General features: G+C 63.7%; 8 protein-coding genes. 5 read left to right on the top strand and 3 right to left on the bottom strand.

Features of this window, described 5'->3' with window-relative positions; genetic code table 11:
- From CSV86_RS08765 to CSV86_RS08755, 3 genes are all read left to right on the top strand, one after another.
- The gene (locus CSV86_RS08765) at positions 1-312 is read left to right on the top strand and encodes a DUF2934 domain-containing protein (protein ID WP_009406544.1); all 312 of its coding nucleotides are present in this window, start codon (positions 1-3) and stop codon (positions 310-312) included.
- A 94-nt stretch (positions 313-406) separates the two neighbouring features.
- Positions 407-2,566, top strand: coding sequence for a glycogen debranching protein GlgX (glgX, locus tag CSV86_RS08760; RefSeq protein ID WP_009406545.1), 2,160 nt, complete (start codon positions 407-409; stop codon positions 2,564-2,566).
- Positions 2,567-2,895: 329 nt separating this feature from the next.
- Entirely contained in the window at positions 2,896-3,759 is an 864-nt protein-coding gene (locus CSV86_RS08755) for an autotransporter outer membrane beta-barrel domain-containing protein (RefSeq protein WP_009406546.1), read from the top strand.
- Positions 3,760-3,777: 18 nt separating this feature from the next.
- Here the strand turns inward: CSV86_RS08755 and CSV86_RS08750 are convergent, their stop codons facing one another.
- On the bottom strand, positions 3,778-4,032 hold the full coding sequence (locus tag CSV86_RS08750; RefSeq protein WP_009406547.1) for a hypothetical protein: 255 nt from the start codon (positions 4,030-4,032) through the stop codon (positions 3,778-3,780).
- 140 nt (positions 4,033-4,172) lie between these two features.
- Between CSV86_RS08750 and CSV86_RS08745 the strand changes: the two genes are divergently transcribed.
- Entirely contained in the window at positions 4,173-5,678 is a 1,506-nt protein-coding gene (locus CSV86_RS08745) for an amino acid permease (RefSeq protein WP_009406548.1), read from the top strand.
- Positions 5,679-5,876: 198 nt separating this feature from the next.
- Positions 5,877-6,680: an RHS repeat-associated core domain-containing protein gene (locus CSV86_RS08740; RefSeq protein WP_009406549.1), complete on the top strand. Its 804-nt coding sequence runs from the start codon at positions 5,877-5,879 to the stop codon at positions 6,678-6,680.
- Between the two features lie 136 nt (positions 6,681-6,816).
- Here CSV86_RS08740 and glgB read toward each other — a convergent pair whose 3' ends face one another.
- Together glgB and treS are read right to left on the bottom strand one after the other, a co-directional pair.
- Entirely contained in the window at positions 6,817-9,030 is a 2,214-nt protein-coding gene (gene glgB / locus CSV86_RS08735) for a 1,4-alpha-glucan branching protein GlgB (RefSeq protein ID WP_009406550.1), read from the bottom strand.
- Entirely contained in the window at positions 9,031-12,342 is a 3,312-nt protein-coding gene (treS, locus tag CSV86_RS08730) for a maltose alpha-D-glucosyltransferase (protein WP_009406551.1), read from the bottom strand.
- Positions 12,343-12,358 lie beyond the last annotated feature (16 nt).

The raw sequence follows: 12,358 nt of genomic DNA, 5'->3' as shown, positions 1-12,358 counted from the left end.
ATGAGTGTCGAAGAAAAACGCATACGCGAATTCGCGTACCAGATCTGGGAGTCGGAAGGCAAACCCGAAGGTCAGGAAGAGCGCCATTGGGACATGGCGCGCAAGCTGGCCGAGGCCGAAGCCCTGGCGCCGCAAGCCAAGTCCGCCGGCAAGACGGCGGGCAAGGCCGCCAGCACGCCGGCCAAGCCCAGGGCCGCGGCCAAGCCCAAGGCCGAACCGGCTGCGAGCCTGGGCAGCAAACCTGCCGTGAGCAAGCCGGCGCCCGCTGCGGCGAAAAAACCGCGCGCACCGAAGAAACCCGCCCCGCTCTGATCCCGGGCTTCCAAATCGTTTGATCCGCCACACGCGACAGCCTCCGGGCTGTCGTGCAGGCCTCCTGTACCCCTAGAATCGCTTCAGGTGACCCATGAGCCGTCGTCAAGAAAAACCCGCAAACGTACACACCGAACCCTCGCGCATCCGTGAAGGCCTGCCCTTCCCCCTCGGTGCGACCTGGGATGGCCTTGGGGTCAACTTCGCCATCTTCTCGGCCAACGCCACCAAGGTCGAGCTATGCCTGTTCGACGCCAGCGGCGAAACCGAGATCGAGCGCATCGAACTGCCCGAGTACACCGACGAGATCTTCCACGGCTACCTGCCCGATGCCCATCCCGGCCTGATCTACGGCTACCGCGTACATGGCCCGTACGAGCCGCACAACGGCCATCGCTTCAACCCCAACAAGCTGCTGATCGACCCCTATGCCAAGCAACTGGTGGGCAGCCTCAAATGGTCGGAGGCGCTGTTCGGCTATACCATCGGCCACCCGGACGGCGACCTCAGCTTCGATGAACGTGACAGCGCGCCCTACGTGCCCAAGTGCAAGGTCATCGACCCGGCCTACACCTGGGGCCGCGACCGCCGCGTGGGCACGCCCTGGGAAAAGACCATCGTCTACGAAGCCCACGTGCGCGGCATCAGCATGCGCCATCCGTCCGTGCCCGATGCCGCCCGCGGCACCTTCGCCGGGCTGATGAACGACGACCTGATCGGGCACATCAAGGACCTCGGCGTAACCGCCATCGAACTGCTGCCGATCCATGCCTTCGTCAACGACCAGCACCTGCTGCAAAAAGGCCTGAACAACTACTGGGGCTACAACAGCATCGCCTTCTTCGCGCCCCATCCGCGTTACCTGGCCAAGGGCAAGATCGCCGAGTTCAAGGAGATGGTCGCGCACCTGCACGATGCCGGCCTGGAGCTGATCCTCGATGTGGTCTACAACCACACCGCCGAGGGCAACGAGCTTGGCCCGACCCTGTCCATGCGCGGTATCGACAACGCCTCGTACTACCGCCTGATGCCCGATGACAAGCGTTACTACATCAACGATTCCGGCACCGGCAACACCCTCGACCTCAGCCATCCTTGCGTCCTCCAGCTGGTCACCGACTCGCTGCGCTACTGGGCCGGCGAGATGCATGTGGACGGTTTCCGCTTCGACCTGGCGACCATTCTCGGCCGTTACCACGAGGGCTTCGACGAGCGCCACAGCTTCCTCGTGGCCTGCCGCCAGGACCCTTTGCTGCGCCAGGTCAAGCTGATCGCCGAGCCCTGGGACTGCGGCCCGGGCGGCTACCAGGTGGGCAACTTCGCCCCGGGCTGGGCGGAATGGAACGACCGCTTCCGCGATACCGTGCGGGCGTTCTGGAAAGGCGACGAAGGCCAACTGGCCGATTTCGCCGCGCGCATGACCGCCTCCGGCGAGCTGTTCAACCGCCGTGGTCGCCGGCCTTACGCATCGGTCAACTTCATCACCGCCCATGATGGCTTCACCCTGCGCGACCTGGTTTCGTACAACGACAAGCACAACGAGGACAACGACGAAAACAACCAGGACGGCAGCAACAACAACCTGTCCTGGAACCACGGTGTCGAAGGCCCGACGGACGACCCGGAAATCAACGCCCTGCGCCTGCGCCAGATGCGCAACCTGTTCGCCACCCTGCTGCTGGCCCAGGGCACGCCGATGATCGTCGCCGGCGACGAGTTCAGCCGCACCCAGCACGGCAACAACAATGCCTATTGCCAGGACAGCGAGATCGGCTGGATCAACTGGGACCTGGACGAAGACGGCAAGGAACTGCTGGCCTTCGTCAAGCGCCTGACCCGGCTGCGCCAGAGCTATCCGATCCTGCGCCGGGCGCGCTTCCTGGTGGGCGACTACAACGAAGCGATCGGGGTCAAGGACGTCACCTGGCTGGCGCCGGATGCCAACGAAATGAGCGTCGAACAGTGGGAAGACGCCAATGGCCGCTGCCTGGGGATGTTGATGGACGGACGCGCCCAGGTCACCGGGATCCGCAAGCCGGGGGCGGACGCCACCTTGCTGTTGATCGTCAATGCGCATCACGACACCGTGCCCTTCACCTTGCCCGAGGTGCCCCAGGGCGAGTACTGGAGTGCGCTGATCGATACCAACCAGCCGAAGCGGCGCAAATCGCCGAAGCTGGCGTTTGGCAGCCCCTACGAAGTGACCGGACGCAGCCTGGTGTTGCTGGAACTGGTGCGGGACGAAGAGGCATGACCGCGGCAGGAGCGTGGCTTGCCACGCTCCTGCAACGATTCGAAATAGCAATCCCTGCTGAAAGACCAAGGATCTATATCGAAAATCAAACAGCGTTTATTTTCATAGGCTTGTATCCAACAACAATCCCTTCAAAGCCTTTTCACAAAATCTTGACGCCCCGCCCCCGCTCTCCTTGACTGAACCTTAGCAGCATCGCTCCACACTCAATCCGAGCCTCTAGCCCGCGCCTTTGCGCGCGGACAGGCTTCGTTTTGCTGGTTTGGGTCGCCCCTCCTCGAGCCGTGACATCAGGCCAGACCCTTGGCTGTCATCTTGAGGAGAACGTCATGAAAACAGCGTACAACCCGACCGGCCTTGAATCCTTGTTCCTGGCGATGTCCGCCTCGCTGCTGCTGGCTGCCCCGGCGGAAGCCCTGGAACTGGAAGACCTCGATCCATCCCTGTTCTACGACACGCCGATGTTCAGCGTGCCGAAGATGAGCCTCGACGGCCTGGGAGCAAGGACGCCCGGTATCTCCTCCGCCTACCGCACCGAGGTGTTCGTCGGCCACAGCGACCCGCAAAGCGGCCCGGCCCTCAAGCGTGCACAAACTTCAGGCAAATACTCGACGGTACCTGCGCAAGGCGATAGCGTCGGGGTCTACTGGCGCCTGAGCCATGACCGGGGCTGGCATGTGGATGCCATGGCCAAAAGCACCCGGTTCGACGCCAGCGGGCACAACCCCCAAGGCGCGCCCATCAGTGACAATGCGCGTGGTGTGGTCCTGTCGGTGGGAGGCGGCTTTCCCATCGGCCTGGGCAAGAACTGGGTGATCGAGCCACAGGCACAGGTCATCAACCAACAGTACTTCGCCGTCGGCCAGGCCAATACGCTCGACGGGCAACCAGGCTGGAGTGGCCGGGTCGGCGCGAAGTTGTCCGCAAATTACGTGGTCAGCGGCATGCCCATCCAACCCTTCGTGCGGACCAACGTCTGGTATGACTTTACCAATGCCGCCACGCTGAGCCTGGACAAGGTCGACAAGATCAGCAGCGGGCGCAACTCGCCCACCGTGGAAGTGGGTCTGGGCCTGGTGGCGCGAATTACGCCAAGGGTGGCGCTGTTCGTCAGTGCCGATTACAGCAGTGACGTGGATGACAATGACCTGAACGGCTTGATCGGCAATCTTGGCGTTCGGGTGCGTTGGTGAGCGCTGCGGGCTGGCCGGTCAGCGCTTCGCCTCCAACTGCCTGGCTGCCTCCACACCTGCGCTGGTCAGCCTGATCGGGAATTCCACGCTGGGCTCGTGTTCCTGCACCGTGACCGGATTGCCCTGGATCAGCTTGCGCTCCTGCAGGGTCTTGAGCATTCCGGCAACGGCCTTCTCGCCGCGGTAGTTGTCCAGTACTTCCTTGCCAAGCCCCTCCGGATGCGCGTGCAGCAGACGGGTCAGGACTTCACGTTCCAGTTCATCGTTGCTCATGACTGCCTCTCTCGATGCGATGGTCGTTGTGCTTGTGACCTTGTTACGGCAGAGGAGATTCAACCGGATTGCCGCGCTGGCATAACCGGCGGCCAGCGGCTTAACTCATTGGCTCCCCCCTGCATACCAAGGAAGGTCCGATGAGCCCCGCCACCGATGGAAAACTCAGTGTCAGCGCGCTGACCGCTCTGGTCGTGGGCTCGATGATCGGCGCAGGGATCTTTTCCCTTCCCGCCACCTTCGGCCGCGCCAGCGGCGGTTTCGGGGCGATCCTCGCCTGGCTGATCGCCGGCGCCGGGATGCTCATGCTGGCCTTCGTGTTCCAGACCCTCGCCCGGCGCAAGCCGGACCTGGACTCGGGGATCTACGCCTACGCCCGTGCCGGTTTCGGTAACTACCTGGGCTTTGCCTCGGCGTTCGGCTTCTGGGCCGGCACCTGCATCGGCAACGTGTCCTATTTCATCCTGATCAAGTCGACCCTGGGTGCGTTCTTCCCGGTGCTGGGTGATGGCAACACCGTGGTCGCCATCCTCCTCTCCTCGCTACTGCTATGGGGCTTCCATCTGCTGGTGCTGCGCGGGGTCCAGGAGGCGGCGGTGATCAATACCATCGCCACGGTGGCGAAGATGATCCCGATCCTGGTGTTCATCATCGTCGTGGCCGTCGCCTTCGACCGAGAGCTGTTCATGATGAACTTCTGGGGAGGCCCTGCCGCGATCGCCCCCGACCCGGACCTGGCCCATCTGGACGACTACGGCCGGATCGGCCACGCCGCCGCCGAACTGGTGACCGTGCCACAGGAGTCGCTGTTCGAACAGGTGCGCAGCACCATGCTAGTGACCGTATTCGTGTTCCTCGGAATCGAGGGCGCCAGCGTGTATTCCCGCTATGCGCGCAACCCGCGGGACGTGGGCCTGGCGACGGTACTGGGCTTCGTCGGCGTGTTGTGCCTGCTGATCCTGATCACCCTGCTCAGCTACGGCGTGCTGTTGCGCCCCGAGCTGGCGGCGCTGCGCCAGCCGTCCATGGCCGGGGTACTGGAGATGATCGTCGGGCGCTTGGGTGCGATCTTTATCAGCATCGGCCTGATCGTCTCGGTGCTGGGAGCATTTCTCTCCTGGACGTTGCTGGCCTGCGAAGTGCTGCATGCCGCGGCCCACGACCAGGCCATGCCGAAGCTGCTGACCCGGGAGAACGTCCATGGCGTGCCCAGCGCGGCGTTGTGGCTGACCACGCTGTTCGTGCAACTGTTCCTGGTCCTGACCTATTTCACTGAGGCGGCTTTCACCCTGGCACTGGAACTGACCAGCTCGCTGACCCTGGTGCCCTATCTGCTGGTTGCGGCCTATGCGGTGAAGCTGGCGCACACCGGCGAGAGCTATGAAAACGGCGCCGGGCGTGGCAAGGATCTGCTGGTTGCGGTGCTGGCTACCGCCTATGCAGTGTTGATGGTGCTGGCTGGAGGGCTGAAGTACCTGCTGCTGTCGGCGCTGATATACGGGCCAGGGACGCTGCTGTATCTCAAGGCGCGGCACGAGCAGGGAATGGCGGCGTTTACCAGGCGGGAAAAAGGAGTGTTCGCACTGATGCTGCTGGGGGCTGCCGTGGCGTTGGCAGGGTTGGCTGGGGGCTGGATTGTGTTGTGACGGTGGTCGCCCTATCGATGCTGGTGTGGAAAATCGGCAAGCGATGCGAGGGTCGTAGTGCTTGTGAACCTCTTGCGGCAAAAGGGACTCAAGCGGATTGCCGCCCTGTCATTTCTGCCAGTTGTGACCAATCCCGGGCAGCCCTAGCATGGAACGAAACTCTCCACCGGCCCTGGACGAAACGGAGTACACACTTCCATGAGCGTCCCCCCCGATACATTCGCTACCGGCGCGCCCCGGTGCAGGCTGGGATTCAACGCCGAGTACGTGGAACGTCACGGCGTGCAGATCCTCGGCAGCTATCGGGCCTACAGCCCGGTACTGATGCGCTTTCAGAATCCGGACAACCAGAGCCCGTTCGCCAGGGGTGGGCTGAATGCCTATGCCTATTGCCATGGCGATCCGGTGAATTTGGCGGATCCAACGGGGCATTTCGCACTGGCGTTACAAACCCGGCGCTACCTATGGTTGACCGCCGTTATCGGATTCGCCACCGCTGCCATCGCTGGGATCGGTGCGGCGGGAATGAAAAAAAGCAAAAGCAGGGATGCTGCCATTGCAATCGCAGGCATTGGTCTCGCTCTCGGGATCGCCGCTGCTGCGCCGCTGGCGATAAACAAGTTCCAATCTGCAGATTTCAGGGCCCCAGGGCGCTGGTTGCTAACGCGAATGAGGTACCCGCAGAGGGAGACGCCCCCGGTTGTCAGCAGTGCCAGCGTACAGGGTGTCGCCAGTTCCGGGCATACGACGCCCGGGACATTTGTTCCTTCAACACCTCCGATCGAGCCAAACGCTTCACCGACGCCGCAGCGTTTGCCAGACGGTATAGCTCCAACCTACCCGATTGCTAGCTTGATCGACTTCGACGGTCTACCCAGCTATCTGTACGCTACGGATCCTTACTTCAAGCGGCGTTATCACCAACTGATTGAGGGACCTCCTCCGGCGAGCAGCCCTGAAAGCATCAGGAAGACATCCCTCAAACGCTCCGGAGACCGGTAATGCTGGAGCTATTACCCGGAAAAGAGCGGCCTCCACTCCCCCGCTGCACTGGAGAGTTCCGGGCCGCTGGGCGGCCCTTCGCGATGCATCGATGCTGCAGCCGTCCACTCTGAAGCCGGCAGTATCATAGGGATCTTCAAGCCGGCCGCAGGATCAACACCCCCAACGGCGGCAGATTCACCTCCAGCGACATCGGCTGCCCATGGCTGGGCACCGCACTGCCCTTCACCGCCCCTTCGTTGCCGAAGTTGGAGCCGGCATAACGTTGCGAGTCGCTGTTGAACACTTCGTCCCAGCGGTCACCAAATGGCACGCCGATACGGTAGCCCTCGCGCGGCACCGGGGTGAAGTTGGCGACCACCAGCAGCGGCTCGCCACTGGCACTCCAGCGCAGCCAGGCGTACACGCTATTGTGCGCGTCATCGCCAATCAGCCATTGGAAGCCCTGCGGCTGGCAGTCCTGCTGGTGCAAAGCGCCCTCCTCCCGATACAGCCGGTTGAGGTCGCCGACCAGGCGTTGCACCCCCAGATGCTCGCTGTATTGCAACAGGTACCAGTCCAGTTCGCTGTCGTGGTTCCATTCGCGCCATTGACCGAACTCGCAGCCCATGAACAGCAACTTCTTGCCCGGATGACACCACATGAAGGCCAGGTAGGCCCGCAGGTTGGCGAACTTCTGCCAGCGGTCGCCCGGCATCTTGTCGATTAGCGAGCGCTTGCCATGCACCACTTCGTCGTGGGAAATCGGCAGGATGAAATGCTCGGAATAGGCATAGATCAGGCCGAAGCTCATTTCGTTGTGGTGGTGCTGGCGGTGGATCGGGTCGTTCTGGATGTAGTGCAGGGTGTCGTGCATCCAGCCCATGTTCCATTTGTACGAGAAGCCCAGCCCGCCCTGCTGCACCGGCTGGCTGACCCCCGGCCAGGCAGTGGACTCCTCGGCGATGACTAAAGCGCCCGGCACCTCCAGGCTGACCACATCGTTGAGATGACGCAGGAAGTCGATGGCTTCCAGGTTCTCCCGTCCGCCATGGCGGTTGGGTACCCACTCACCGGCCTTGCGCGAGTAGTCGCGGTACAGCATCGAGGCCACCGCATCGACGCGCAGGCCGTCGATATGGAACTCGCGCAGCCAATGCAGTGCCGAGGCCAGCATGAAGCCGTGGACCTCGGTGCGCCCCAGGTTGTAGATCAGCGTGTCCCAGTCCTGGTGGAAGCCTTCCAGCGGGTTGTCGTACTCGTACAGCGCAGTACCGTCGAAACGCGCCAGGCCGTGGCTGTCGGTGGGGAAATGCGCCGGCACCCAATCGAGGATCACGCCGATCCGCGCCTGGTGGCAGGCATCGACGAATGCGGCGAAATCTTCCGCGGTGCCATAGCGCGAAGTCGGCGCGAACAGCGACAGCGGCTGGTAGCCCCAGGAACCGCCGAAGGGGTGTTCCATGATCGGCATCAGCTCGATATGGGTGAAGCCCAGCTCCTGTACGTAGGGAATCAGACGTTCGGCCAGCTCACGCCAGTTGTACAGGCGGCTGACTTCACCGGCCTCGTCCAGCTCGCACTGCCAGGAGCCGGCATGCAGTTCGTAGATCGACAGCGGCGCCCCGATGGCCTGGGTTTCCCCGCGTTCGCGCAGCCATTGTTCGTCACGCCATTCATGGGCCAGCGGACCGGCCACCTTCGACGCCGTACTCGGCGGCAGCTCGGTGGCACGGGCCAGCGGGTCGGCCTTGAGCGGCAGCACGCCGTCGCGTCCGAGCACCTCGTACTTGTAGGTCTCGCCGGCCCGCAGCCCGGGGATGAACAGCTCCCACACACCGCTGGCGTGACGCAGGCGCATGGGGTGACGGCGGCCGTCCCAATTGTTGAAATCCCCCACCACCGAGACCCGCCGCGCATTCGGCGCCCATACCGAGAAGCGTACGCCCTCGACGCCGTCCACCGTCACCGGCTGGGCGCCAAGACGATTGGCCAGGTCGCGGTGATTGCCCTCGCTGAACAGATAGAGGTCCATGTCGCCCAACTGCGGGCCGTAGCTGTACGGGTCCGGGGTTACCTGCTCACCACCGGCCCAATTGATCCGCCAGCGGTATTTGTCGACATCCCGCTGCACATGCGCGGTAAACAGGCCCGGCACAGTCTCCTGCTGCAATTCGGCGATCAACTCGTCGCTGTCGCCAGCCAGCGCCTGCACGCTCAAGGCCTCCGGCAGATAGGCCCGTAGCCAGGTGCCTCCTGCACCATCGGCGTGCGCGCCGAGCACCGCGAACGGATCGGCGTGCCTGGCATTGACCAGATCGTCGATATCGCTGCGGCCCAGTCCGCCCTGTTCCTTCTTGTGCACGCTCATTTACTGCTCTCCCCAGGTACTCACAAGCCCATGGAGACCATGCAAGGGCACGGCCAGCCAACTCGGGCGATTTTCCGCTTCATAGGCGATTTCATAGGCAGCCTTTTCCAGGCTGAACAATTCCAGTGCCGCCTGCTCGCCGCCTTCCTTGAGCCAGGCATGCGGCAGGCTGGCGGTAGCCAGGCCATAAGCCTGGACGAAGGCGTGGCGCGAGGCGTGCAGGTAGCGCTTGGCGACGCGCTGGCGGGCCTGCAGGTTGTCCGGCAACGCACCGGCCCCTGCCGCACCGCGCAAGGCCATCGCAGCAGCGTAGTCGAAGGATCGCAGCACACCGCTGACATCCTTGTATGGACTGTGCCTGGCCCGGCGCTCTTCCAGGGGCCGTGCAGGTTCGCCTTCGAAGTCGATCAGGTAGGCATCGCCCTGCACCACCAGGACCTGCCCCAGGTGCAGGTCGCCATGCACGCGCATCACCAGGCCGCCCTCGGCCTGCTGCGCCAGTTGCCCGACCTCGCGCAACAGGCCATCGCGCTGCTGTTCCAGATCCTTGACCAGCGCCTGGCTTTCCTCGTCCAGCTCGTCGCGATGCTGCACCAGCAGATCGAGGGCGGTGCGCAACTGCTCGGCAATCTGCTCACTCCAGCGGCGGGTGTCCTCGCCGTCGCTGATGCGGGTCTGGAAGGCTTCGTCGTCGGTGGGCCGGGCCAGCGCCTGGTGCATTTCGCCAAGGCGCTGGCCGAGCAAGGCGGCGAAGCCGGTGAGGTCGTCCAGCGCGCTGGCGTACGCTTCGCCACGCAGTTGCGGCGGCTCCATCTCGTCGCGGATGGCCCGTTCCAGGTTGTTCTGGGTCCAGTCCCAGGCATCGCCCTGGTTGTTCAGATAGCCTTGGGCGATGGCCAGCAGATGGGGCTCGCCAGCGGCATCGACGCGGTTCAGCCAGCCCAGCAACGGCGAGATATTGGCGAAACCGGCGGCGGTCAGGTAGGCGCCCATTTCCAGTTCGGGATGCACGCCGCCGTTGACCCGTCGGATCAGCTTGAGTACCAGGCGACCACCCACCACCACCGAGCTGTTGGACTGCTCGGCAGACAGGTAGCGCACCTCGGCATCGGCATCCAGGTTCAGTTGTGCCAGTTGCGGCGTCGATTCGAATTGCAGCTCGCCATCGCTGCCCGGCAGGCGCAGGTGCTCCTGGAAACCGCCAAGCAGGCCACGGACGAAGGTTTCCAGGCTGAAGGCATCGGTGATAAAGCCCACCTGCCTGCCGCGACGGACCCGGGCCAGCGCCAGTTGCTGTGGCAACGCGGTGTGGATCTGGTCTTCGCCGACCAGGCCGAAGGGCAGGAAATAGCGCCGGCGCTGGCCGCCGCTGTCCACCTCCAGCTCGCCCAGCAGTACCGGCGTGGTCGGCGTGCCGAAACGCACGCCGTAGGCCAGGTGGACCTTGTCGATGGATTGGTCCTTGCCGGCGAACCAGCGCCGTTTCGGCAGGTATTCGGGAAGGATGCTGTTTTCGAGGGTTTGCCGGGCCGGAGCCTCGAGCAGTTCCTCCATGCGTTTCTTGACGACCAAGGTAGTGAGCTCCGGCAAGGGTTGCGCTGCCTCGACGTGCCAGCTGGGCATCTGGTCCTTCGGGGCGAGGAGGAACCAATAGAAGCCATAGGGCGCCAGGGTCAGCAGGAACGGCAGATGGCCGATGGGCGGGAAGGCGCAGCCGCCGAGCATTTCCACCGGCACCCGGTCGATCCAGGGTGCCAGGTCCAGCTCCACGGCCTGGGCGGCGCGCGACACGTTGGCCACGCACAGCACGGTTTCGCTGACGCCCTCGGGGCTTGTGTACTCGCGCAGGTAGGCGAGGATGCGGCGATTGTTCGGTGCCAGCATCTTCAAGGTGCCGCGGCCGAAGGCCTTCTGCTGCTTGCGCACGGCGAGCAGGCGACGGTTCCAGTTGAGCAGCGAGTGCGGATCCTCGGCCTGGGATTCGACATTGATGGTCTGGTAGCCGTACTGCGGATCCATGATCGGCGGCAGCACCAGGCGCGCCGGGTCGGCGCGGGAGAAGCCGCCGTTGCGGTCGATCGACCACTGCATCGGCGTGCGCACGCCATCACGATCGCCCAGGTAGATATTGTCGCCCATGCCGATCTCGTCGCCGTAGTACAGGGTCGGCGTGCCGGGCATGGACAGCAACAGGCTGGTCAGCAGCTCCACCCGGCGCCGGTCACGCTGCATCAACGGCGCCAGGCGGCGACGAATGCCGAGGTTGATCCGCGCGCGGCGGTCCGCTGCATAGTAGTTCCACAGGTAGTCGCGCTCGCGGTCGGTGACCATCTCCAGGGTCAGCTCGTCGTGGTTGCGTAGGAAGATCGCCCATTGGCAATTGGCGGGAATCTCGGGGGTCTGGCGCAGGATATCGGTGATCGGGAAGCGGTCTTCCTGGGCCACGGCCATGTACATGCGCGGCATCAGCGGGAAGTGGAAGGCCATATGGCACTCGTCACCCTCGCCTTCGCCGAAATACTGCTGGGTGTCCTCGGGCCACTGGTTGGCTTCGGCCAGGAGCATGCGGTCGGGATAGTTGGCGTCGATCTCGGCACGGATGCGCTTGAGCACCGCATGGGTTTCGGCGAGGTTCTCGTTGTTGGTGCCGTCGCGCTCGATCAGGTAGGGAATGGCATCCAGGCGCAGCCCATCGACGCCCATGTCCAGCCAGAAGCGCATGACGCCGATGACCGCCTTCATCACTTGCGGGTTGTCGAAGTTCAGGTCCGGCTGGTGCGAGTAGAAGCGATGCCAGTAGTACTGGCCGGCCACCGGATCCCAGGTCCAGTTGGACTTCTCGGTATCGAGGAAGATGATCCGCGTGCCGTCGTACTTCTGGTCGCTGTCGGACCACACGTAGAAATTGCGTGCCGCCGAGCCCGGCTTGGCCCGTCGCGCCTTCTGGAACCAGGGATGCTGGTCGGAGGTATGGTTGATGACCAGTTCAGTGATCACCCGCAGGTTGCGCTTGTGCGCCTCGGCGATGAAGCGGCGCACATCGGCCATGGTTCCGTAGTCGCTGTGCACCGCCTTGTAGGCGGCGATGTCATAGCCATCGTCACGCCGCGGCGAGGGGTAGAACGGCAGCAGCCAGAGCGTATTGACGCCAAGCTCGGCGATGTAATCGAGCTTGGCCAGCAGGCCGGGAAAATCGCCGATACCGTCGTTGTTCGAATCGAAGAACGACTTGACGTGGATCTGGTAGATGACCGCGTCCTTGTACCAGAGCGGATCATCGATAAAGGCTGCGGGACGGGTTTTCTTCGCCATGCTCGACTTCCCTTCC

The sequence above is a fragment of the Pseudomonas bharatica CSV86 genome, from assembly GCF_000319305.2.
Lineage (GTDB): Bacteria > Pseudomonadota > Gammaproteobacteria > Pseudomonadales > Pseudomonadaceae > Aquipseudomonas > Aquipseudomonas bharatica.
The sequence above is the reverse complement of the archived record's forward strand: the minus strand, read 5'-3'. Positions and strand labels throughout refer to the sequence as shown.

Coding starts and splice junctions, on each gene's coding strand:
- glgX (WP_009406545.1), top strand. CDS start 407: ATGAGCCGTCGTCAAGAAAAACCCGCAAACGTACACACCGAACCCTCG.
- CSV86_RS08755 (WP_009406546.1), top strand. CDS start 2,896: ATGAAAACAGCGTACAACCCGACCGGCCTTGAATCCTTGTTCCTGGCG.
- CSV86_RS08745 (WP_009406548.1), top strand. CDS start 4,173: ATGAGCCCCGCCACCGATGGAAAACTCAGTGTCAGCGCGCTGACCGCT.
- glgB (WP_009406550.1), bottom strand. CDS start 9,030: ATGAGCGTGCACAAGAAGGAACAGGGCGGACTGGGCCGCAGCGATATC.
- CSV86_RS08740 (WP_009406549.1), top strand. CDS start 5,877: ATGAGCGTCCCCCCCGATACATTCGCTACCGGCGCGCCCCGGTGCAGG.
- treS (WP_009406551.1), bottom strand. CDS start 12,342: ATGGCGAAGAAAACCCGTCCCGCAGCCTTTATCGATGATCCGCTCTGG.
- CSV86_RS08750 (WP_009406547.1), bottom strand. CDS start 4,032: ATGAGCAACGATGAACTGGAACGTGAAGTCCTGACCCGTCTGCTGCAC.
- CSV86_RS08765 (WP_009406544.1), top strand. CDS start 1: ATGAGTGTCGAAGAAAAACGCATACGCGAATTCGCGTACCAGATCTGG.